The organism is Vibrio mytili (genome assembly GCF_000830505.1).
Classification (GTDB): domain Bacteria; phylum Pseudomonadota; class Gammaproteobacteria; order Enterobacterales; family Vibrionaceae; genus Vibrio; species Vibrio mytili.
In genome coordinates this window covers 22709-46410 of sequence record NZ_JXOK01000037.1, presented here as the reverse complement: position 1 = coordinate 46410, position 23702 = coordinate 22709, and the positions used below count along the sequence as shown (strand labels likewise).

The 23702-nt window shown below is 43.6% G+C and carries 16 protein-coding genes and 2 pseudogenes; 4 read left to right on the top strand and 14 right to left on the bottom strand.

Features of this window, described 5'->3' with window-relative positions:
- Window positions 1-59: 59 nt before the first annotated feature.
- From SU60_RS10290 to SU60_RS10280, 3 genes and pseudogenes are all read left to right on the top strand, one after another.
- On the top strand, window positions 60-1403 hold the full coding sequence (locus SU60_RS10290) for a paraquat-inducible protein A (RefSeq protein ID WP_041155548.1): 1344 nt from the start codon (window positions 60-62) through the stop codon (window positions 1401-1403).
- Window positions 1396-3042: an intermembrane transport protein PqiB gene (gene pqiB / locus SU60_RS10285; protein ID WP_041155432.1), complete on the top strand. Its 1647-nt coding sequence runs from the start codon at window positions 1396-1398 to the stop codon at window positions 3040-3042. The genes SU60_RS10290 and pqiB overlap by 8 nt, the downstream gene beginning before the upstream one ends.
- Window positions 3042-3616 (top strand): annotated as a pseudogene (locus SU60_RS10280) (PqiC family protein). Before pqiB ends, SU60_RS10280 begins: the two are co-directional and overlap by 1 nt.
- 88 nt (window positions 3617-3704) lie before the next feature.
- Here SU60_RS10280 and SU60_RS10275 read toward each other — a convergent pair.
- The 12 genes from SU60_RS10275 to sohB form a co-directional block, all read right to left on the bottom strand.
- Complete coding sequence (locus SU60_RS10275) at window positions 3705-5426, bottom strand: ArnT family glycosyltransferase (RefSeq protein WP_041155431.1); 1722 nt, start codon at window positions 5424-5426, stop codon at window positions 3705-3707.
- The gene (locus SU60_RS10270; RefSeq protein WP_245228394.1) at window positions 5423-6187 is read right to left on the bottom strand and encodes a TVP38/TMEM64 family protein; all 765 of its coding nucleotides are present in this window, start codon (window positions 6185-6187) and stop codon (window positions 5423-5425) included. The genes SU60_RS10275 and SU60_RS10270 overlap by 4 nt, the downstream gene beginning before the upstream one ends.
- Entirely contained in the window at window positions 6088-6831 is a 744-nt protein-coding gene (locus SU60_RS10265; protein ID WP_041155429.1) for a glycosyltransferase family 2 protein, read from the bottom strand. The genes SU60_RS10270 and SU60_RS10265 overlap by 100 nt, the downstream gene beginning before the upstream one ends.
- A gap of 65 nt (window positions 6832-6896) precedes the next feature.
- Entirely contained in the window at window positions 6897-7904 is a 1008-nt protein-coding gene (locus tag SU60_RS10260) for an NAD-dependent epimerase (RefSeq protein ID WP_041155428.1), read from the bottom strand.
- Between the two features lie 387 nt (window positions 7905-8291).
- Window positions 8292-10130 carry an extracellular solute-binding protein gene (locus SU60_RS10255; protein ID WP_041155427.1) on the bottom strand — a complete coding sequence of 613 codons (1839 nt, stop codon included), beginning with the start codon at window positions 10128-10130 and terminating at the stop codon, window positions 8292-8294.
- Window positions 10131-10582: 452 nt separating this feature from the next.
- Window positions 10583-11284, bottom strand: a complete 702-nt coding sequence (gene pyrF / locus SU60_RS10250) for an orotidine-5'-phosphate decarboxylase (protein WP_041155426.1) — start codon at window positions 11282-11284, stop codon at window positions 10583-10585.
- Window positions 11285-11359: 75 nt separating this feature from the next.
- Entirely contained in the window at window positions 11360-12577 is a 1218-nt protein-coding gene (lapB, locus tag SU60_RS10245; RefSeq protein WP_052481522.1) for a lipopolysaccharide assembly protein LapB, read from the bottom strand.
- 18 nt (window positions 12578-12595) lie between these two features.
- The gene (locus SU60_RS10240; RefSeq protein ID WP_041155425.1) at window positions 12596-12886 is read right to left on the bottom strand and encodes a LapA family protein; all 291 of its coding nucleotides are present in this window, start codon (window positions 12884-12886) and stop codon (window positions 12596-12598) included.
- A gap of 294 nt (window positions 12887-13180) precedes the next feature.
- Window positions 13181-13462 (bottom strand): integration host factor subunit beta, encoded by a 282-nt coding sequence (gene ihfB / locus SU60_RS10235; protein WP_005491075.1) that lies wholly within the window; start codon window positions 13460-13462, stop codon window positions 13181-13183.
- Window positions 13463-13664: 202 nt separating this feature from the next.
- Window positions 13665-15335, bottom strand: a complete 1671-nt coding sequence (rpsA, locus tag SU60_RS10230) for a 30S ribosomal protein S1 (RefSeq protein ID WP_041155424.1) — start codon at window positions 15333-15335, stop codon at window positions 13665-13667.
- Between the two features lie 109 nt (window positions 15336-15444).
- On the bottom strand, window positions 15445-16125 hold the full coding sequence (gene cmk, locus SU60_RS10225; RefSeq protein ID WP_041155423.1) for a (d)CMP kinase: 681 nt from the start codon (window positions 16123-16125) through the stop codon (window positions 15445-15447).
- 270 nt (window positions 16126-16395) lie between these two features.
- Window positions 16396-17457 carry a protease SohB gene (gene sohB / locus SU60_RS10215; RefSeq protein ID WP_041155421.1) on the bottom strand — a complete coding sequence of 354 codons (1062 nt, stop codon included), beginning with the start codon at window positions 17455-17457 and terminating at the stop codon, window positions 16396-16398.
- A gap of 262 nt (window positions 17458-17719) precedes the next feature.
- Between sohB and SU60_RS10210 the strand changes: the two are divergent.
- Window positions 17720-18462 (top strand): annotated as a pseudogene (locus SU60_RS10210) (YciK family oxidoreductase).
- A gap of 144 nt (window positions 18463-18606) precedes the next feature.
- On the opposite strand, the gene SU60_RS10205 reads toward SU60_RS10210, so the two are convergent.
- Both SU60_RS10205 and SU60_RS10200 read right to left on the bottom strand, forming a co-directional pair.
- On the bottom strand, window positions 18607-20235 hold the full coding sequence (locus tag SU60_RS10205; RefSeq protein WP_041155420.1) for a methyl-accepting chemotaxis protein: 1629 nt from the start codon (window positions 20233-20235) through the stop codon (window positions 18607-18609).
- 310 nt (window positions 20236-20545) lie between these two features.
- Window positions 20546-23701, bottom strand: a complete 3156-nt coding sequence (locus SU60_RS10200; RefSeq protein WP_041155419.1) for an efflux RND transporter permease subunit — start codon at window positions 23699-23701, stop codon at window positions 20546-20548.
- Between the last annotated feature and the right edge of the window lies 1 nt (window position 23702).

Sequence of the window (23702 nt, the reverse complement as noted above, 5' to 3'; positions counted from 1 at the left end):
CACAAGCAAGCCTGGGAAAAACAGGGTATTCTTACGCCAAATGCATTAAAATGCCCTTTATGAATAGTCAACCTAACTCACATCAGTTAATTTCATGCGAAGAGTGTGGCCTTGTTGTGCACGTCCCTGACATCGACCAAGGGCAAACAGCGCAATGTCCAAGATGCTCTCACGCTCTCACTAAAATTAACACTAAGCCTTATCAAAGTGTTATTGCTGTTGCGATAGCCTGCTTGATCATGCTGGTGCTCAGCTTGTCTTTTCCGTTTATGTCATTCAGTGTGAAAGGACTATCGCAAGAGATCACCCTTCTCCACGCAGCGAAGATGCTTGCAGAATTCCATAATGTTCTGCTTGGGATACTTTTATTGGCGACGGTTGTTGTTCTGCCGAGCATTTATATTGGCTTAATACTCTACTTGTATTTCGAAGCGTTGAAATCACGAAGACATTCAGCAACACAAAAACCGTCAACAAAACAGCAACGCCGCGCGACGGTATTGTGCCGCTTGTTGTTCCGTGTCGAACCTTGGTTGATGGTGGATGTGTTTTTAATTGGGGTGTTGGTCAGCTTGATTAAGATTGCCTCTCTTGCAGATATCGAAATGGGAAGTTCATTTTGGGCCTTCTGCGTTTATACGATTCTGGTCGTAAAGTGTATTTCCATGGTGGATAAAAGTTGGCTTTGGGGTCATTTTGTCCCAGCAGTTGCGCTCCCCAATGTCCGTGAAGGCGACACACACCATAGTCACAATCATGTCGGCTGTCATACGTGCCATCAGATCAATCCACTCGAAGACAAAAAACATCAACGTTGTATTCGCTGCAACAGTGTTATTCACCAATACAATCCAGCGGATAATTTACAAAAAGCATGGGCGTTATTATTCGCTTCTATCATTTTTTATATCCCAGCGAACCTTTATCCCATGATGTACACCGTTAGCCTTGGTCACTCAGAAGGCTCTACCATTATGCAAGGGGTTATTTTACTTTGGAAAATGGGCTCCTACCCTGTGGCTATGGTGATTTTTTTCGCCAGTGTGTTTATCCCCTTGGCAAAAATGCTGGCCCTAGCTTGGCTGTATTATCATGCTCAAAAAAGCCGTCACCTTCCTTATGAAGAGAGTATTTCGCGGCTAAAAATCTATCGTCTAACCGAGTTTATTGGTCGCTGGTCAATGATCGATATTTTCGTTGTCGCTATTTTAGTTGCATTAGTTCAATTGCAAAATCTAATGGCAATATACCCCGGACCGGCGGCGTTATCTTTCGCTGCTGTCGTCATTTTCACCATGCTTTCTGCAATGATTTTTGACTCTCGTTTACTTTGGCAGGCGCCAAAAAACGAAGTGCAGGAGCCGATATCTGATAACTTAAAAGAGAAAGCGAACTATGAGTGATGAGAACAACGTAACCGCTCAAATCAAACCGCAAAAGCAGATTTCTACTATTTGGATTATCCCTATACTAGCGCTAGCCATGGGTGTGTGGATGCTGTTCCAATACATCAATAGCACCGGACCAGAGATCACATTAAAACTGCCAACGGCAGACGGGATTGAAGTAGGAAAAACAGAAATTAGAGCGCTCAATGTAAAGGTTGGCCTCATCACTGAAGTGACACTCAGTGAAGACTACGATCATATTATTGCCAAAGCAGAAATGACCAAAGATGCGGCACGTATGCTACGTGAAGACTCCATGTTTTGGGTGGTGAAACCACGAATCGGAAGAGAAGGCGTCTCTGGGTTGGAAACCTTGCTTTCTGGCGCCTACATTCAACTTCAACCGGGCAAAGCCAAAGAGGAAAAAACGCAGTTTACTGTCTTAGACGTGCCTCCTGTGGCCTCTCCGGATGCAAAAGGTCTACGGGTAGTGTTAACACACCGAGAGGCAGGGAAGCTCAGTGTCGGTGATCCGGTGATTTACAAAGGCTTTACCGTCGGCCGAGTAGAAAAAACCCGTTTTGATGTCGATACACGCCACGCTCTTTACCAACTTTTCATTTTTAAACCGTACGATAGTCTTGTTCATGAGCGTACCAAGTTTTGGATGGACTCTGGCGTTGACCTCCAGCTCAACGCGGAAGGTTTTGAAGTTAAGTTTGGATCGCTGGAAAGCCTAATTACAGGCGGCGTCACCTTTGATACCGGCCCAGGGTTGGAACCAGGAAAACCACTAACGGAAGATCTCACTAACTTCCGATTGTATGATGACGTTAAACAGCTTCGTGAAGGCATGTATGACGACTACATCGAGTTTGTTATGTTTTTCGATGAATCCGTCCGCGGCCTTAAACGTCAAGCACCGGTAGAATATCGTGGGCTTCGTATCGGTACAGTGATGCGCGTACCTATGCGTTTACCTACACCAGACGAAAACTTTTCAGCTCAAAAAATACCGGTATTGGTTCGTATTGAGCTCGGTCGGGTTTACGGTGATTTTCAATCGGCGGCGATGCCTAAATTCAAACAAAAGTTAAAAGAAGAATTTGCAAAAGGACTACGTGCTACCTTAAAAACGGGTAACTTACTGACGGGGGCACTGTACATTGATACCGATTTCTACCCTGACGATGATAAGTACGTGCCAAGCAACTTCGAAGGGATCGAAGAGTTTCCGACTAAGCGAGGTGGTTTTGCTCAAGTACAGCGACAAGTCAATGAGTTCCTTAACAAAATTAACAATTTACCGATGGAACAAACATTAACATCACTAAATGCCACGTTAAAAACGTCTGAGCGGACCTTAGCTTCAGCAGAGCGTGTCGCAAGTAAAGTTGATAAGTTGCTAAGTCAAAAGGACACTCAAGCGATTCCAGCTGATATTAGAGAAAGTTTGCGTCAACTACAAAAAACACTGGATGGTTACGGGCCAAACTCAACCATGTATAACGATATGAACGACACAATGAAAGAACTAGAAAAAGTATTGACGGAATTCAAACCTGTACTTAAACAGTTGAATGAGAAACCAAACTCATTGGTGTTCGGAGAAGATGACGTTAGCGATCCTATTCCTGTAAGAGGTCAACAATAATGAAGCGTATATTTGTGTTAGCCACGTTACTTTTAGCAGGGTGCAGCAGCGCTCCAGAACCGGTGGTTTCACAGTACCTGCTACCACAGCTAAAAATTCAAGCATCGCAGGTGACTGACTCAAGCATGACTGAGCGCCCTTTGTTGGTCGTGCGACCTGTTGAACTTGCCAGTTACTTGAGTAATAACGGCATTGTATACCGCACATCAGAAACCCAAATTATTCAGGCAAAGCACAATCAGTGGGCAGAAAACCTATCAGACCAAATAACACAACGTGTGGTGGCCAATTTGCGTCAATCTCAAGCACGCTATTGGCCAGTAGAAGTGAATAACCTACTCGATCAAAGTAACCAGAGTAAACTGCAACTAACGTTAGATCACTTTAATGGAAGTTATCGAGGAAATGCTGAAATCTCGGGCGAGTGGCAACTTATCGACCTAACGGCAACGTTAAGAAGCGCGCAGACGTCCAGCTCTCGATGCCACTGCAGGATGAAGGATACGATGCATTAGTAGAAGCATTGTCCAATGGTCTTGAGACTCTGACCGATGACATAGCCCAGCAGCTATAAATTACTGGCTAACAATACAAAGGGAAACATTTTTGCTTCCCTTTATCTTAATATCACCTTACTTGAGTTCCAGTTAGCTTTTTAATTGTCACTTATAGGGCTCGGTAGCATTTAACTCGTATCGCTTGATTCTCTTCGGTGCCTGGCAAGTATCAAGTGCACTGTCTTCATCATAGAGCACCCATTCTTTTCGATGCGCCGTGCCAATAACTTTTCCTTTCTCAGGTGCAAAACAGCCAAACGTATCACCATTTGTTAGGATATAACGTTTTGGTTTTTCTTTAATCCACAGCCAAGCATTCCGCTCTTGCTCTTCACCATCAGATAAATAGCTAAAATGGGTTAGAGGAATCGGTGAATACAACAAGAACTGCTCTTTGAACTTTGTCAGTCCTAATTCTCCATCATCACCAATAATTGTTTGGACTTCAGCCATGATGTCTTTTGCTTGCGTACGAATAGGGTTGATGAGCATATAGCCCACAGTACTGTACCAGACCCATGTCAGCGACAGTGCCAACCAAAAGACGCCAATAATAGGTTTCGTACGAGATTTAAAAAATCCCCCTCCCCATATTAACGCCGAAACTAAAAAGAACAGGGCATAAGGCAGAGCAGATCGATAATCGTCTAAGTGCTTAACAATAGATTCAACTTCTAATGCCACCATCACTGAGGCAGATAATAAAACCAAACTTAGCACTAGCATTAACGCTTTGAGGACTTTATTCGTCCAAGAAGGCCATGAATGGTGACTCCATGCATACCCCGCTAATATCGCCATCATGGGCAATGCAGGCAATACGTAAACACCTCGTTTCCCGGGACTAATGCTAAAGAAAACGACGACGAGAACGACCCACGCTAACAAGCTGGTCAGTGCAGGAGAAAGTCGTACTTGCTTCCAGAAGCTTTTATTAAAAAATACAAAATAAAGTGGAAACCATAAGACTGGTATGACACTGACAATAAAGTAATACCATGGTTTAATGTGTCCCCATGAGTTCGCGTATCGCTCACCAGTCTGCTTAAACAAGATATTATTTTTATAAGCCACATAATCAGGGTTATTACTTGCCTCAACCAACGATATCATCGGCAATAACCAACATGCGATTGTGGCTAACATGAAAATTGGACCGAGCAACAACTTCCATGATACCGCGCTCTCGAATCTATGCTTCCCAGTGAAGTGTAAAATTAAAATGGGTATTAAAAATAAAGCAGGAAGAAAGCCAACGCCTTTGGTGATGACCCCAAGCCCCATGAAAACCCAAGCAACGTAGTACCAAACCCAGCAGGTTTTAATAAAAAAATGCCTGACCAAACCGTACATGGCGATGGTGATCCAAGCGGCAACCATTGCATCTATTTGCGCTGCTTTAGCCTGAATAATAAATTGTGGGGCAAGCAATAAAAAGAACCCAACATTACGCGCTGTTTTCACATTCCACAGTTTTGCCGAAATGTCATAACAACAAATAATTGCAATTACGCTGACGATCGCATTGGGAAGCATAAAAGTCGCTTTGATACTTCCTGTTAACCAGTAAAATGCAGCCATCGTCCACATAAATACGGGGGGTTTGTCAGGATAGAGTTCTCCACCTCTGGTTGGGAAAAACCAATTCCCGGATTGAACCATTTCACGCGCGACTTCGACAAAGCGGGGTTCATCAGCAGGCCATGGGTCCCTTAAGCCGATTCCGGAAAAAATAATGAGTATAGCTAGGACCAACAAAAAACATAAGGTTTGATAATAGTCTTCGTCTTGCCAGATTTGTCTGCCTTTCGCTATAAATGGGTTCATAGTTCTTCTTCCATATTTAGTAATTCAACACGGCTTTTGATGTGATCTCTATAAAGAAATGTGGTGAGTACGGCGCTAACAACACCAAAGAAAATACTGAGATATATCATGGAGTTGCTAGACGACTGAATTCCAGCCCCCATTAGTGCAAAGATGACAACTTGTGGAAGGTATCCGAGTAAACTTGCGGAAAGAAATGCGAGAAAAGGTACACGGACGCTACCTGATAAAACGTTAGTTACTACATTATTTCCAATCGGAAATAAGCGTAATAATAAGATTTTATAAAACGGCTTTCGGCTAGCAAATGAATTAAATTTCATCATTTTATTAGGAAAGTGTTGATACAACCAATTCGTGAGTAAAAACTGAGCACAATAGTAATTAAAAGTGGCACTAAAAACACATGCAAGCAAGGTTAAAACAACACCAAAATGAATGCTATAGAGATAGCCAAATATTAAAGCGATGGCTTGCTTCGGACCACTAAAAGATAAAAATATGACACTGAAAATGAATATAACGATTTCACCTGTCATACCTTTCTGTTGAATATAACTGACTAACCAGTTTTTATCCGTCAAATGGACTAAAACTGGATTGTCAATTTGATACGCAAGCACAACACCTACAGAAATCAATAAAAAAAGTTTTATCCACTTCATTGTTCTTGATACGTACAATTCACTGATTTTACCATCGGTTTTTTGGTGCGTTTTTGCAACCAAATCACACCAAATAAGTCCACCATTCCGACCCATGCTCGGTTCCAAGCGTTGTAATTAGAGGTACCGGCTTCTCTATCCCGATGAGCAACTTGATGAACCACAATTTCACCATCAAGCGCCTTGATCAACGCGGGTAGAAAACGATGCATATGATCAAAATATGGCAAACGCAAATACGTAGCTTTAGGAATGATTTTTAAACCACATCCAGAATCTGGCACGCCATCTCCTAGGAGAGCATGCCGAATTTTATTGGCAACTTTTGACTGAAAACGTACCCAAGACGTATCAAGCCTTTTCGCTCTATAACCCGCGATGCAGAAATGTGGATTGTGGACTTGGGCTGCAAGTTCAATCATACTCGGCATATCAGAGGGATCGTTCTGTCCGTCAGCATCCGAAGTGATAATCCATTCCCCTTTTGCGTGTCTGACTGCGGTTAAAACCGCAGTGCTTTGTCCGCAGCTTTTCTCGTGGCTCACAACTTGTAAGTCACACCCACACTTATGCCCTGCTTTAAGAGCTTCTTGTACGGTATTGTCCGTGCTGCCATCATCAGTAATCACGATGTCAACATCTGTATATGCCTTCAAGCTATCATGAATTTCTTGAACCAATTTCCCTATATTACCCTGTTCATTTTTAGCAGGAATAACGACTGATATACTCGGTAACATGGCCTCTAACCTTCTAGAACTGACATACGATAGATAATAATCCCTAATCACATTGCTTTACGTGGTTAATTGAGCATATAAAATTCTTTATACCAAGTGACAAGCTCAGCAATACCCTCTTGTATTGATACCGTTGGCCGATACCCAGTGATCGCATAAAAATCCTCGGTATCGGCACACGTTCGATACACATCTCCTGGCTGCATCTCTCTGAAATTTTTTTTCGCTTTGATATCGAGTTCCTTTTCTATCCCGCCGATAAAATCCAGTAGATGAATAGGCTCCCCATGACCGAGGTTATAAACAGCAAACGGCGCAGAACTGTTTGCCGGTGAACCTTGGTCCGCCAGCCATTGACCATTACGTACAGGAATAACATTGGCGACACGGATGATACCTTCAACAACGTCGGTAATGTGTGTAAAGTCCCGCCACATATCACCATGGTTGTTGATATCTACTGTTTGCCCTTCCAGAATCTTTTTGGTGAAGATAAACGGTGCCATATCGGGGCGCCCCCAAGCACCATAGACAGTGAAAAATCGTAGTCCAGTTGTCGGAATTTGATACAAATGAGAGTAACAATGAGCCATTAACTCATTCGATTTTTTTGTCGCAGCATACAAAGAAATTGGGTGATCAGCACTTTCCAATGTTGAGAAAGGTACTTTATTATTTAATCCATAAATTGAGCTTGATGAGGCGTAAACGAGGTGCTGGACTTGGTTATTTCGACAGCCTTCCAATACATTTAAGTAACCGACGACATTCGACTCAACGTAACTATGCGGGTTTTCTATTGAATATCTGACGCCAGCTTGTGCAGCAAGGTGGATAACTCGTTCAAATTTTTCTTTTTCAAACAACGATGACATTGCATCCTGATTTGAAATATCTAGGTAAACAAAGCGAAATAATGGATGTTGTATGGTTTCTAATCTCGCCTTTTTTAATTCAACATCATAGTAATCGTTGAGGTTATCTACACCAACCACCTCATGCCCTAGTGCAGTGAGCTTTTTAACCGTTGCGCTACCTATAAACCCAGCAGCACCTGTTACCAAATACTTCATAAAACCTATCCGTGGTAATCATGCAATATTATAAAGAATCAATTAGAACGTATAACTCATTAACTTTACGCCCAATTTAAAATAATTTCCAGCACGAAAATGAACATAATTCTACTGTAACATAGGAACTAACAATAAGCATTTTACGGTTGGAGTCAGGGGTGATACGAGCTCAGAATAGCAGTGATTTTATTGCTAAAAAGTAATGCGTAAAACTATGTCACGCAGGGTTAACGACTCATTCATATAATAAATGAATTAATTTGATCGCGTATAGGCGAAACATGAGTGTCGAGTCAAAAAAGCCCCCCAATAATTAATTGTCTAACTATTGAGGGAGCATTTAACTTTAAGGCTAAGGCTTTTAGCTATCGTTAAAAAATCGAATTACAGTTTAAAGCGATCATCAACGATCGTCACTTCCGGAAAACTCTCGCCATTTTTCATTGCTTTTTCTGTTTCCTTCTTTACTTCTGTATCTATCCAGAAGTTACCAATATCCATTGGGTGAAGTATCCACTCGGTCGCTTTTGTCATTCCATCTTTAGGTATTTTTACCCAGCGCCAGTAAGCGACTCGTGAGTACGGAACCATATAACCCGGGACGATGAGATTTGCTTCCGCCACGTAGTGTTGGATTTGATGAGATAATTCGTAACGCTTTTGCTGATCAAATTCAGAATCATACGCTTCAATCAACTTGTCGAGCTCTGGGCTGCTGTAGTTAGTATGTGCGTTCGTTTGAGGCTTGTTTGCGTTATCCGAATGGAAATATTCCCAATAGGAAGGAATTTCTCCTGATCCCATATTCAAGAAAGCAAGCTGGTGTTTCTTTTCGAGTATGTACTTAAATGCCGAAGAGCCATCTACCAAGTTAAGCGTAAACTCTAACCCTGCTAATTTAGCCTGCTCTTTTAAATAAGCGATACGGGGAGTCCAAGAGTTGTATGCATAAGTAATAGCAAAACTTAACCGTTGCCCTTTATCATTGACACGAATACCGTCCGGACCAACTTTATCAAACCCCGCTTTTTCGAAATGCTTTACTGCCTCAGCAGCATCAAATTTCGGTGGTGTATTATTGGGGTCATCATATTCGCCGTGCCCAAAGCCGAGTCCATGCGGCTTGCGCGAGTAGTCTCCACGCATGATATTTTCAATCATGCCGTCAAAATCAGTGGCAAGCATAATGCCTTTACGCACTTCAAGGTTGTCCAACATTGGCATAGCGGTATTCATCCATAAACCGCCAGCACCTTGAGCGGCTTGGTTGTAACCCCAATACTTCTGGATATAACCCTTTTTATAGGCATCACTATTGGTCTTATCATGCCAGAAATGCGGCAACACCATTTCGAAGTAGTCTAGGTTACCTTTTTCGAAGTGTTTCATCGCAATATCAGGGTCACGAATCACCGTAATGCGTACTTTGTCGACGTTGTAACGATTTTTGTAATAACGGTTATTATATCCCCACCAATCTTCACCAACGTGCTTAAACGTGACGCTTTTGCCTTTTTTGATTTTATCTAAAAAGTAGGGAGCTGCTGTTGGTTCGGCTTTAAAGTTGAATTTGCGAACGAAATTATCTGGCATGCCATCATTGTTTTCATCTTTCTCACCTTCAAAAAAGTGTTCGGGACGTGGCTGAAAGCCATTGCTCGGCATATTGATCATAACCATAAGTGAGTCATTACTTTGCTCGACAGCTAGGTTGACTCGAATTGTGTAGTCATCGATCTTTTCTACGCTTACGATACTGCTAGTGAAAAAGTCGTTGTACCACGGGTCGATGATGTCTTTTGAGGTGTAATACTTCATCATAAAGACATAGTCATCGGCAGTAATTGCCTCACCATCCGACCATTTGGCCGTGTCATCAAGTTTGAAGTAAACCGTTTTGTGATCGTCACCAAATGCCCATGACTTAGCAAGCTGAGGAATCCACTTCCCTGTATTTGGATGACGTTGAGCCATTTTGGGTGCGCCATCCATTAAGTATTGTCTTAAGCCCGAGTTCGCATCAGGCCCAACGCTGCGCAATGTTTGTGGAAAGCTTTGTATATAGGTACGGAATGTGCCGCCACGCACCGCTTCTTCAGAAGCAAACAGCGGTTCGTTGTTATTCGAAATCCATTCGATGTCAGCAGGTAATTCTGCCGCACTTAAGTTAAAGCTCGCAGAGACCAGTGCAGCAAGCACTGAGAATGGCAAAGTTTTCGTCATGTTTCTTCCTTGTTATTTTTGCGATCTAAGATCGAAGCAAGGAAACTGGTGTGAAGTCGACAAAAAAGGTACGCCGACCAAAAGTAGTTGAGACTTAATATAAAGTGACTTCCTGCCAACTTTTATATCAATGTCAGTGATTTTCACCAGATCATCCTAGACCTTAGAGCGCTGTGAATGCATCAACTTCATAGTATTATCTTGCGATTTTTAGCACAAGGCATCGATAACACACGGTTGCAATTTACTCGATACATAGCGAATTATGTTACTTAAATGTGATCTAAACAGTTCTATATACTGCACTTTGATCTATTTTCCGTAGAGCACTTCCTCCATCTATTCAATGGCTACAGTTAATTCAAAGTAAGAAACAGAATTTGATATAAAAAAAGGTGAAGCACGAATACTCCACCTTTCCCAATATTCTTCAACGGTAAGCTTATCGTAGCTTATAGATTCGCTAGGCTCTCGTTGATTGACGTTAATACAGCAGCAGGGTCGCTGGCTTGAGTGATAGGACGGCCAATAACAAGGTAATCGGAACCCGATTGAATCGCCTCTACCGGAGTCATTATACGACGTTGATCACCTTGTTCTGCGCCAACGGGACGAATCCCTGGTGTAATCAACTTAAATTCGTTACCAAGCTCTCCCTTTAATAACGAAGACTCTTGTGCTGAGCATACGACACCATCAAGACCAGCGTTTTTAGTTAACGTCGCTAGGCGAATCACCTGCTCTTGAGGCGCTACATTCAACCCAATTCCTGCTAGGTCACTTTGTTCCATGCTGGTCAGAACTGTAACGGCAATCAGTAAAGGACGATCTTTACCATATGGTTCGAGAATCTCACGAGACGCAGTCATCATGCGCTCGCCACCGCTGGCATGAACGTTGACCATCCATACGCCAAGTTCAGCGGCAGCACGAACTGCTTTTGAACATGTATTTGGAATGTCGTGAAATTTCAAATCCAAAAATACAGAAAAACCACGTTTGTGAAGTTCACGTACGAAATCAGGACCAAATAGCGTAAACATCTCTTTGCCGACTTTTAAACGGCATGACGCAGGATCAATTCGATCTACAAACGCAAGTGCGTCTGCTTGGTTATCATAATCCAGTGCGACAATAACTTTTTGGTCGATCATTTCATCTCCTAAATATTTCGATTCTTGTTCAGTCATCGGTTCTAGTTAAATAATTAGTTCTAGCTAAATAAAGAGCTAAAAAAATGCAGCGGACAAAAAACTGCCAGCTGCATAAAAATCATTCACCATCAATCCGCGGATTGGTTTGATGGTTCCCCACCCTTTGCAGGAAGGGCAATGCCAATAAAGGGAATGGGTCGAAAAACCACATTTTCTGCATCGATAGTGTGGTTTTACCTTTAGCTGTTCACCAACCATCGCTTGCAACGTAGACAGACTGTCCTTCGCACGACCATCTTCTGCTTCAGCGATATGGTAATCAATCAAGCGATAAAAACCCTTCATAGTTGGATTTTTCAGTAGCTGTTTGGTCAACAGTTCTTGTGCGGCCCCAACGCTTTCATGATGAGCAACTAATTGTGCCAACATCAATTCTGCGGAAACCCCTGCTTTCTTATCGATACATGCGCGTAAAAATTCGACCAGCTCTTCTTCTTGGCCAAGGTGATGGTAACACTCGGCAATCGTAGGCAGTACATCGCTCACAAAGTCTTTGTCTTGCTCTAGTACACCTGTCAGATACTTAATAGTCTGTTTATAGTCCTCAGACTCCAAATACATACGCCCAAGAGAGATACTTGCCCTGACACACTTAGGATCTTCCGACAATGCTTTTTTAAAGTGCTGAATCGCTTTGTTTGTCTGTCCTTCAGCTTGGTCCAGCATCGCAATTTCACACCAAAAGTGGGCAATATTAGCATGCATTCTTTTACGTTTGTGACCCAACTTCGCTAGCTCCGATGCATAGTGAATGGCGTTTTCCCATTCGCGCGTTTGCTGGTATATCGTCACTAGCTGTTGGAGGGCACTTTCTTTGTGGTCCGGCTCTTCTACAAGTTGTTCAAAGATTTTCTCCGCACGGTCCAAGAAACCTGAGACCATATAGTCTTTCGCTAATTGCTGCAGTGCGAGGTTTTTCTGGTCGAGCGTCAAACCGGAACGGGAAATGAGGTTTTGGTGAATCCGAATGGCACGATCCACCTCTCCTCTCGAACGAAACAGATTACCCAAGGCTAAGTGGGTGTCTATCGTTTCGTTGTCAACTTGGAGCAACTCAATAAAATGGTCAACGGCTTTATCTGACTGGTCGGAGAGCAGCAGATTAAGACCCGTCATATATTGACGAGATATTTGATGAGATTGTTTCTGCTTGTCTTGTTGCGCACTACGATGTCCCATATACCAACCGTATGCGGCAGCTATAGGTAACAACAAGAAGAGTAATTCAAGCATTAAATTTAAGCCTTTCCCTTATGCCTTTTTCTCGACGGTAGGCGTGTCAGCTTTCTCTGTCGTAGGCTCATATTTTTTTAGCTTCTTTTTCAAGCGTCGAACTTGCAGTTGGGTTTTTAAATGCACACTGGCAAAAATTGCCCATGCAAGACCAAAGCCCAATACGAAGACTACGCCAAGCAAAGTCGATAGATGGAATTCACCTTTAGCAAGAAGATAGTTGAAGACGACAACTTCTTGGTTTTGTGAACCTAAAGCCAGCGCAATTAAGAAGAGAGCTAAAATAACAACGATTTTTATAATTTTCATTTTACATCACCCTTTTAGGAGTAAGTCGGTCAGATTATGCAGGAAAACGTTTCTTCAGACCATGTATATTAACAATAATCGATACTTAAGTAACCTTTAGGCGTTCAGTTTGTCGTTGTGATTTACGCCTCGTCGATGCTTTTGTATGTCTAGACGTCTTTGCCATACTGAATATGCGTAAGTTAGGTTTAGTACAAAGCTTTAGGTTAATTCAAATCGAGTAAATAACTGGAGAGTACCTACAAAAAAGCGGCACACTTAAAGTATGCCGCTTTTAAAGTAAGTGAGAGCACGCTAGCCTAAATTTACACGTTCACGAAGCTCTTTACCTGGTTTGAAATGAGGAACGTATTTGCCTTCTAGCTCCACTTTATCGCCTGTTTTAGGGTTACGACCCACGCGAGGCTCACGGTAATGAAGAGAAAAACTACCAAAGCCACGGATTTCAATACGGTCTCCGCTTTCTAGCGTAGAAGCCATATGCTCTAAAATATCCTTTACAGCATCTTCCACCTCTTTCGCTGATAAATGTGTTTGCTCAGCGCAGAGTCTTTCAATCAGTTCAGACTTAGTCATAGTTGCCCTCTTTGAGTATCTTTATTACCCATTATAGTAAGTAATACTAATTCCAACAAACACTTGCTATCTATTCTAGACAAGTTTTACACAAAATGTGCAATTCAGAAATGTCTTTTTAGAAGAATTAGTATTACTACTTTTATTAGGTTTAAACATAAAAAAGGAGCCTTGCGGCTCCTTTTTTGCTTAAGCGAGTATATTATTCGCCTTTAGCTGCTTTGAAAGCGTCAGCCATTGCGTTACCGAATGCATTGTCATCTTGCTTGTTGATAGATGCCATTGCTTCTTGCTCTTCAGCTTCGTCTTTAGCTTTGATAGATAGGTTGATTACGCGGTTCTTACGGTCTACACCTGTGAACTTAGCTTCAACAACATCACCAGCGCTTACGATTAGAGAAGCATCTTCTACGCGGTCGCGAGATACTTCAGAAGCACGGATGTAACCTTCAACGCCTTCTGCGATTTCAACAGTAGCACCTTTAGCGTCAACAGCAGTTACAGTAGCGTTAACTAGAGTACCTTTCTTGTTGTCAGCAACGTAAGCATTGAATGGGTCGTTTTCCATTTGCTTAACGCCTAGAGAGATACGCTCACGCTCTGCGTCTACTGCTAGAACAACTGCAGAGATCTCGTCGCCTTTCTTGTACTCACGTACAGCTTCTTCGCCAGCAACATTCCAAGAAATGTCAGATAGGTGAACTAGACCGTCGATGCCGCCTTCTAGACCGATAAAGATACCGAAGTCAGTGATAGACTTGATCTTACCAGTAACTTTGTCGCCTTTAGCTTGTGCTTCAGCGAATGACTGCCATGGGTTAGCTTTACACTGTTTCAGACCTAGAGAGATACGACGACGCTCTTCGTCGATTTCAAGAACCATAACCTCAACTTCGTCGCCAACATTAACAACTTTAGATGGGTGGATGTTCTTGTTAGTCCAATCCATTTCTGAAACGTGAACTAGACCTTCAACGCCTTCTTCGATTTCAACGAAGCAGCCGTAGTCAGTTAGGTTTGTTACGCGACCAGTTAGTTTGTGACCTTCTGGGTAACGCTTAGCGATTGCTACCCATGGATCTTCGCCTAGTTGCTTAAGACCTAGTGATACGCGAGTACGCTCACGGTCGAACTTAAGAACTTTAACTTGGATCTCGTCACCAACGTTAACGATTTCAGATGGGTGCTTAACGCGCTTCCAAGCCATATCTGTGATATGTAGAAGACCGTCAACGCCACCTAGGTCAACGAACGCACCGTAGTCAGTAAGGTTCTTAACGATACCTTTAACTTCAGAACCTTCTTGTAGAGTTTCTAGAAGCTCGTCACGCTCAACACTGTTTTCAGATTCGATAACAGCACGACGTGAAACAACTACGTTGTTACGCTTTTGGTCAAGTTTGATAACTTTGAACTCTAGCTCTTTGTTTTCTAGGTGAGCAGTGTCACGGATTGGACGAACGTCTACTAGAGAGCCAGGAAGGAAAGCACGGATACCGTTTAGTTCAACAGTGAAACCGCCTTTAACTTTACCGTTGATGATACCAACAACAGTTTCAGCTTCTTCGTAAGCTTTCTCAAGAACGATCCAAGCTTCGTGACGCTTAGCTTTCTCACGAGAAAGTTGAGTTTCACCGAAACCATCTTCAACAGCGTCTAGAGCTACGTCTACTTCAGCACCTACTTCAATTTCAAGTTCGCCAGCAGCGTTCTTGAACTGTTCAGCAGGGATAGCAGATTCAGACTTAAGACCAGCATCAACAAGAACAAAACCGTTCTCGATAGCTACTACAGTACCTTTAACGATGCTGCCTTGTTGGAATTCAGTTTCGTTTAGAAACTCTTCAAAGAGTTGAGCAAAAGATTCAGTCATTTATTTAATCTTCAATAAATTAAACGTCCACGGGTATCCTACCGCATGGGGTTATTAAATTCGCCAGTCATCATCCTTGCGACCGACGCTCTTAGCTTAGCCCAGTAAATTACTCAGCCAGCTTCGATTCAATATATTGTAGTGCCTTTTCGACCACTTCGTCGATAGTCATCGACGTAGAATCAAGCACGAGCGCATCCTCAGCAGGGCGTAATGGCGCCACTGGGCGGTTACGATCTCGATCGTCACGCTCTTGGATCTCGCTTAAAAGGTCCGCAAATCTAACATTTAAGCCTTTATTTTGCAACTGTTTCAGGCGTCTATTTGCCCGCTCTTCCGCACTTGCATCGAGGAAGATTTTTGCTTGTGCATGAGTGAAAACGACAGTGCCCATATCACGCCCATCAGCCACCAAGCCAGGAGCACTTTCGAATGCACGCTGACGACGCAATAATGCTTCACGAACACGCGGTAAAGCAGCAACTTTTGAGGCCGCCATCCCTGTTTCTTCTTTACGAAGCTCACCCGAAACATCTTCGCCTTCTAGAATCACCTTCACCAAGTCGCCTTCAGCGACAAACTGTACATCTAGGTGAGTTGCCAGTGGGACAAGTGCATCTTCAGACTCTGTATCAACGCCATGGTGAATCGCCGCCAATGCAAGTACACGATAAATTGCACCGGAATCAAGAAGATGGAAACCCAGCTTCTTCGCCAACAGCATACACAGTGTGCCTTTACCTGCACCACTAGGTCCATCTACGGTTACCACCGGAGTTTGAGAGGACATGTTCTTCTCCACCTATTTTTTAGCAATTTATTCGGTTTTCGAGGCGCGCATTATACGCATATTTGGCTTTTGGAGCGAGGGAAAATATAATGCAATCCATTACATAAAGATAAGCAACTCAATTCACAAACGATTTTGCTTCAAGAATAAAAAAACGGTGAGAGTTGTCACTATCACCGCTTTCTTCATTGACGTTCTATGCAACAAACAAGTGTGTTACAAACAAGTGCGTTATCGCGTTTTGTTTATTGCAGCATGTGGTTAGACTTTTTAGACAATCGGCTTTTGGCCACGCTCTGCCAATTTTAGAATAACGCCATCTACGACTTTACCTGCCACGCCTGTAAGTTTGTCTGCCAGTTTTTTCTTCTGGACATAATGCACCGCTAACACTGTTTTATCTTTGCATGCTGCGACGACAAGATCGTCGGAAGTACTGATTTCATCCACCAAACCGAGTTCTTTAGCTTGAGTACCAAACCAGTGCTCTCCTGTCGCGACTTTATCCAGGTCTAAGGTTGGACGGCGTTCACGAATAAAATCTTTAAATAAACCATGTGTTTCTTCTAACTCTTGTTTGAACTTGTCACGGGCTTTATCGGTGTTTTCGCCAAACATAGTTAAGGTGCGCTTGTATTCACCAGCGGTCATTTGTTCATATTCGATATCATGCTTCTTCAATAACTTGTTGAAGTTAGGAATTTGGGCAATAACACCAATAGAACCGACAATCGCAAATGGTGCAGATACCACTTTATCCGCCACACAAGCCATCATGTAACCGCCACTCGCTGCCACTTTGTCCACGGCGATGGTGAGTGGTAAACCCGCGGCTTTAATGCGATCCAATTGTGAAGAAGCCAATCCGTAACCGTGAACCATGCCTCCGCCAGATTCTAAGCGAAGTAAGACTTCGTCCCCTTCTCGAGCGACAGCTAAAATAGCGGTGATTTCTTCTCGTAGAGAGTTCACTTCTTTCGCGTCAATGCTGCCTTTGAAGTCTAGAACGAATAAATGCGGTTCACGCTTGCTGTCTAGCGTCCCTTCTTTGTTCGCTTGTTTGATTTCTTTTTCGCGAGCTTTGCTTTTTTCTTTTTCTTCTTTCTTTACCGCTTTATCACGTGCTTTGATAAACGCATCATCATGTAAATGATGTTCGAGTTGCTCAACGGATTGTTTGTGTTGTTCAGACAAGTTCATGATTTCGAGCTCGCCTTTCGCCGTGCCTGATTTTCCACCTGCCGATTTAGCAATAATCAACAACACAATGATCGCGGCAACAAAAGTGATAATTTTGGCCAAGAAAAGACCGTAATCTAATAAAAATTCCAACGAAAGCTCCTATATTCCAGATCAGGATTTACGCCAATATGTTACGCAGAAATACCACCGAGAAGGCAACAAGTATTGTAACCACTTGTTCTGATTGATAGCGTTCGAATAACATAACTAACGAAAGTTCTGGCATTGGTATAACACATGAATTGGTGTATTGTAACCATCTTGTCGCGATTACCAAAATTTACCATTGAGAAAAGGACGTTTTTTAGCGTCAACTACGTGGGCCCTCAGATAATAATAAGGATTTAACACCGTGAACTACTCCGTTTCCGCAGATGCCTTAAAAGATAAAGTCATTCTCGTTACTGGTGCAGGCAATGGCATCGGTCGTCAAGCTGCACTTTCGTACGCCAAACACGGTGCAACCGTCATTCTATTAGGCAGAAACGTTGCAAACCTCGAATCCATCTACGATGAGATCGAGTCCGCTGGCTACCCACTGCCTGCGATCATCCCTCTTGATTTAAAAGGGGCAACCAAACAACACTACATCGATATGGCCGAGACCATTGAAAGCCAATTTGGACGCTTGATGGACTACTGCATAACGCTGGGGTCCTGAGTACGTTGTGTCCGTTTGAACAAATCAATGAAGAAGATTTTGACGACCTCATGCAAATCAACGTAAAAGCGGAAGTTTTGATGACACAAGCGCTGTTGCCGAGCCTTCGTAAGTCAGAAGCGGGGCGTATTGTCTTTACCTCTTCTACCGTGGGCCACTCTGGTCGTGCCTTTTGGGGCCCATACGCTATTTCAAAATTTGCCGTGGAAGGAATGATGCAAGTGCTCGCGGATGAATTAAGCGATACACCAATACGCGTGAACGCTATAAACCCTGGTGCAACCCGTACTCGCATGCGTGAAAAAGCCTATCCAGGCGAAGACGCAAACACGCTAAAAACACCGCAGGACATAATGCCACTGTACCTGCATCTCATGGACCCAAGCGTGACCGAGGTGAACGGTCAGTGCATTGATGCACAGCCAAAACGCTAGGCAATAAAAGCGCTAGGTATTCGTGCAACGGTTCATTAGAGAAAAGCAAAGGCAGCCAGAGGCTGCCTTTTTGATGGTTATCGAAAAGCGAGTGATGACGCTTCGAAGTTGAATTCGGGGCTAATCAAAGTATCAACCCCCATATCATAATCTAAATACGCCCATACGTTCTTTTAAACTATGAGCAAGACTGCTAATTTGCTGACATGCAACTGCCGTTTGAGAAGCCCCTTCCGCCATTTCTGTCGACGCACTATTAATATGCTCAACACTTCGGTTTAACTCTTCTGAAACAGAGTTCTGCTCACTACATGCGGTCGCAATGTGCGTACTCATTTGCGCAATATTGTCTACTGAGTGTTCAATGTTATTAATTTGACTACCCGCTTCATTCACCTGGCCAACACACAACGCGATCCCTTCTTGACACTCTTTGCTCGATTGTCCAATTTTACTGGTGTTTTGTTGCAGTTGACTCACTATGTCAATGATTTGAGACGTCGAATCTTGCGTACGCTGTGCTAATGAACGCACTTCATCCGCAACCACGGCGAAACCACGTCCTTGCTCGCCAGCCCTTGCCGCTTCAATTGCCGCATTGAGCGCCAATAAGTTTGTTTGCTCAGCAATACCACGAATAACATCTACGACAACATTGATGTTGTTTGAACTAGATTCCAGTTCGTGAGCTAAATCATCTGAATTTTGGATTGATGCAGAGACCCTTTCTATCACCGCTATCGTTTGTTGTAGTGTTTCTGTGCCTTGTTTCGCCACTTCCGATGCAGAATACGCAGACGTTGCACCAACCTCAGTATTTTGTGCCACCTCACTCACAGCTGCCTGCATTTCGGTCATCGCAGATGCCACCGAACTGAGCTCAAGTTGCTGATTCTGCATGCCAGATGCCGTTTGAGAAGAAATCGCACTAACCTCCTCTACCGCAGCAGTGAGCTGAATGGTCGAGTCGTTGATTTCTGACACTAATGAGTGCAAATTGGATTGCATTGTTCCCAGTGACTTGAGTAAGTTACCAAGTTCATCTTTCGTCAACTCACTTTCATTTATCTCATTGTTCAATTGGCCTTTTGCAATGTTCGCGGCAAATTTAAGCGCACGATCAATTGGTCGACAAATCGCTCGAGACAGTAACAACGCCGACAGTACCATCACCACGATAATACTTAAGGCCCCAATGGCAGCACTCACCTGCGTTGACGATGCTTCTTTTTGGACATTTTGTCCAATTTGCGCCACCACTTTATCATTCAAAGTTAACGAATTGTCTAAGCTCTGTAATGCTTTGGAATAAGTGGGAAAGCTCGACAAAATAAGCTCATTCGCCCCCGCAGCATCACCTTGCTTTAATAAAGCATTGTAAGGGTTGGTCTCTTTTATATACTGATTCCAAGTATCTTTAAACACTTTAAACGATGCCGTTTCTTGTTCATTCAAGTCTAATGCTTCATAAGCGGCAATGCCTGATTGAACGTCCTTACGCCACTGGTCAAGATCTCTTAGCCACTCACCAATTTTAGGATTATCACTGTTCGGCAATAAAGAGAATTCATCCTTACGTATTTTAGTAATATCAACTTGGATCCCCTTCAAAAGCGCTACCGACGGTAAGCTTTTGTTCGAGAGTGTTTGAATATTTTTATTTAACCCCGATAAACTTAGCATCAACATAATTGACACTATCGCAAAAACCAAAAATACCGTTAAATAGCTTAACGATATTTTCTTAACAACACTTAAGTTATTGATATTCATACTTTCCTCACGAAAAACTTATCCAGTATTTCATTTATATACACTTCCGATGTGCCGTTATATCAGTGTGCCTACTTATTGGTTAGTGCATAACCGTACTTAATTCATCGGCAATACCAATCATATCTTAAGTAACAAATCGTCTAACTTTAGGGGTTTTTCTTAACCTCGGAACGTAACGTGTTGTATTAAATATGATCTCTTTCGAAAAAAATTTAAAAAAAAGAGCGCCGAGGCGCCCTTTCGTGTTAGGTGTTTTTTGTTGCGTCAGGTAATTTCTTCTCGCAACTGTTTTTCAACAAATCCGAGTTTAATGTTTAGGCTCTTGATGTGCTTCTTCGAGTGCTTCGTTACGCTCTTCTTTTTTGGCTCGTCGGTCAAACAACCGCTCGACGACCACGAAAAACACTGGAACAAAGAAGATACCTAGCAATGTCGCACTCACCATGCCGCCAAGTACGCCTGTACCGACTGCATTTTGTCCCGCCGAGCCCACACCAGAACTTATCGCCAGTGGGATAACACCCAGACCAAACGCCAACGAGGTCATAATGATTGGACGCAAACGCACACGAACCGCATGCAGCGTTGCTTCTAACAGACCTGCGCCTTTTTGGTAATAGTCTTTGGCAAATTCGACAATAAGAATTGCGTTTTTGGTTGCGAGACCAACCGTCGTCAAAAGACTTACTTGGAAAAATACGTCATTCTCCAAACCGCGCCCCATGACTGCCAATACGGCGCCAAGTACCCCAAGAGGCACGACAAGCACAACAGCAAATGGCACTGACCAACTTTCATAAAGGGCAGCAAGCACTAGGAAGACAACCAGTATTGATAGCGCGTAAAGCATTGGCGCTTGGTTGCCAGACAAACGCTCTTCATACGAGATACCAGTCCATTTGACAGTAAAGCCTTCTGGCAGTTTCTGTACCAACGCTTCGATTTCAGCCATCGCTTCACCCGTACTCACGCCTGGAGCGGCACCGCCCTGGATGTTCATCGCTGGTAGGCCATCGAAACGTTGTAACTGTGGTGAGCCGTACGTCCATTCACCGTGAGCAAACGCAGAGAACGGCACCATGTCACCATTTGCATTGCGTACATACCAAGAGTCAAAGTCTTTTGGTTGCATCCGGTATTGGGCGTCACTTTGCAGCATGACTTTTTTCACTCGGCCACGATCAATGTAGTCATTAATGTAAGCCCCACCCCATGCAGAAGACAGGATTTGATTGACATCATCTATACTGACATTCAGTGCTCGTAGCTTCACATGGTCGACATGTACTTGGTACATCGGTGCATCAGCTTGTCCATTAGGTCGCACACCAACCAACTTAGGGTTTTGCGCCGCCATGCCAAGCAACTGTCCTTGAGCCGCCACTAAAGCTTCATGTCCTTTGTTTAAAGAGTCCTGCAAATAGAAGTCAAAGCCAGTCGCATTACCCAGTTCTTGAATAGCAGGAGGAGCAAAAGCAAACACCATTGCTTCTTTGATGCTTGAGAAATACCCCATTGCCCGTCCAGTCAGTGATGCAGCGTCCATTCCTGGGCCTTCACGCTCTGACCAATCTTTCAAGTTAACGAATGCCATACCCATGTTTTGCCCTTGACCGGCAAAACTAAAGCCCGCTACGGTAAACAATGAGTTGACGACATCTTTTTCGTCTTCTAGGAAGTAATGTTCTACCTTCTCAAGTGTTTTTTCTGTCTGCTCCTGAGTCGAATTTGGCGGTAAAATCGCCATAGAGAAGACCGTACCTTGGTCTTCATCAGGTAAGAATGAAGTAGGTAAGTTGCTAAAGAGCCAACCGGCACCTGCCGACAAAGCGACAAACAGCAGCATCATTCGACCAGTGCGCTTAAGCATTTTCGCCACACCAGACTCATAACCTTCCGTCATCTTATCGAACTTACGGTTGAACCAACCAAAGAACCCTTTTTTCTCAGAAAGCTCTGCATCGCCTTTCTTCAACAAAGTGGCACACAACGCAGGAGTCAAGATAATTGCGACTAACACTGATAACGTCATCGCAGAAACAATGGTAATCGAGAACTGACGGTAAATAACCCCGGTAGAGCCAGACATAAATGCCATTGGCACGAATACCGCAGACAGTGTTAAACCCACCCCAACCAGCGCACCCGTGATCTGCCCCATCGATTTCTTCGTGGCTTCTTTCGGCTCTAAACCATCTTCGTGCATAACGCGCTCAACGTTTTCCACCACAACGATAGCGTCATCCACCAGCAAACCGATGGCGAGCACCATAGCAAACATGGTCAGAGTATTTACACTGAAGCCGGTCGTATAGAGCACCGCAAAAGTGCCAAGCAGAACAACAGGCACAGCAATCGTTGGTATCAAGGTCGCACGTAAGTTCTGCAAGAAGAGATACATAATCAAAAATACGAGAACAATCGCTTCAAGTAATGTTTTCACCACCTCTTTGATAGACGCTTGTACAAATGGCGTTGTTTCAAATGGGTATGAGACCTTTAAGCCCGCTGGGAAGTTTTCCTGCAATTCAGCTAAACGTTCCTTTACTGCCGTAGCGGTTTCTAACGCGTTAGCTCCTGTCCCCAAAGAAAGTCCCAACCCTGACGCAGGGAAGCCATTGAAGTGTCCTTTAATGTCATAACTTTCTGCGCCGCGCTCTACACGTGCTACGTCTTTTAAGTATACATTCGCGCCGCTGGTGTCTGATTTAAGAATGATGTCTTGGAACTCTTCTACACTACTTAAACGACTTGCCGAAGATATCGTCGCGTTCAGCAGTTGACCTTTTTGCGAAGGTGCGGCACCAAGTTGACCAGAAGAAACTTGCGCATTTTGCTCTCTGATCGCCCCAGCCACATCAATCGCAGTCAGATTAAATTGTGCAAGCTTAAACGGATCAAGCCAAACACGCATCGCATACTGAGCGCCAAAGGCTTGGACTTTACCCACACCGGATACACGACTGATTGGATCTTGAATATTGGAAACCACATAGTCTGCAATATCGTTCTGTGTAAAGTTAGGGTCTTCTGAATAAAGCGCAACAACCAACAAGAAGGACGTGTTGGACTTCTCTACTACAATCCCTTGGCTCTGAACCTCGCTAGGAAGTGACGTCAGTGCCAATTGAAGTTTGTTCTGAACCTGAACCTGGGCGATATCCGCGTCCGCTTCACTGTCGAAGGTTAACGTCACGGTTGCATTACCAAACGCATCACTACTGGATGATAGGTAACGTAAGTAATCTAGACCGGTCATGTTCTGCTCAATCACCTGAGTCACTGAGTCTTCAACCGTTTTGGCGGAGGCCCCAGGATAACGCGCACTGATCGTGACGGTAGGCGGTGAGATCGTCGGGTATTGCGAGACGGGTAAGTTAAACAGTGACATTACGCCTGCCAACATCGTTAAGATGGCCAGTACCCAAGCAAAGACCGGACGATCGATAAAGAATCGTGCCATG

Coding starts and splice junctions, on each gene's coding strand:
- SU60_RS10290 (WP_041155548.1), top strand. CDS start 60: ATGAATAGTCAACCTAACTCACATCAGTTAATTTCATGCGAAGAGTGT.
- pqiB (WP_041155432.1), top strand. CDS start 1,396: ATGAGTGATGAGAACAACGTAACCGCTCAAATCAAACCGCAAAAGCAG.
- SU60_RS10275 (WP_041155431.1), bottom strand. CDS start 5,426: ATGAACCCATTTATAGCGAAAGGCAGACAAATCTGGCAAGACGAAGAC.
- SU60_RS10270 (WP_245228394.1), bottom strand. CDS start 6,187: ATGGGTCGGAATGGTGGACTTATTTGGTGTGATTTGGTTGCAAAAACG.
- SU60_RS10265 (WP_041155429.1), bottom strand. CDS start 6,831: ATGTTACCGAGTATATCAGTCGTTATTCCTGCTAAAAATGAACAGGGT.
- SU60_RS10260 (WP_041155428.1), bottom strand. CDS start 7,904: ATGAAGTATTTGGTAACAGGTGCTGCTGGGTTTATAGGTAGCGCAACG.
- SU60_RS10255 (WP_041155427.1), bottom strand. CDS start 10,130: ATGACGAAAACTTTGCCATTCTCAGTGCTTGCTGCACTGGTCTCTGCG.
- pyrF (WP_041155426.1), bottom strand. CDS start 11,284: ATGATCGACCAAAAAGTTATTGTCGCACTGGATTATGATAACCAAGCA.
- lapB (WP_052481522.1), bottom strand. CDS start 12,577: ATGCTTGAATTACTCTTCTTGTTGTTACCTATAGCTGCCGCATACGGT.
- SU60_RS10240 (WP_041155425.1), bottom strand. CDS start 12,886: ATGAAAATTATAAAAATCGTTGTTATTTTAGCTCTCTTCTTAATTGCG.
- ihfB (WP_005491075.1), bottom strand. CDS start 13,462: ATGACTAAGTCTGAACTGATTGAAAGACTCTGCGCTGAGCAAACACAT.
- rpsA (WP_041155424.1), bottom strand. CDS start 15,335: ATGACTGAATCTTTTGCTCAACTCTTTGAAGAGTTTCTAAACGAAACT.
- cmk (WP_041155423.1), bottom strand. CDS start 16,125: ATGTCCTCTCAAACTCCGGTGGTAACCGTAGATGGACCTAGTGGTGCA.
- SU60_RS10205 (WP_041155420.1), bottom strand. CDS start 20,235: ATGAATATCAATAACTTAAGTGTTGTTAAGAAAATATCGTTAAGCTAT.
- SU60_RS10200 (WP_041155419.1), bottom strand. CDS start 23,701: ATGGCACGATTCTTTATCGATCGTCCGGTCTTTGCTTGGGTACTGGCC.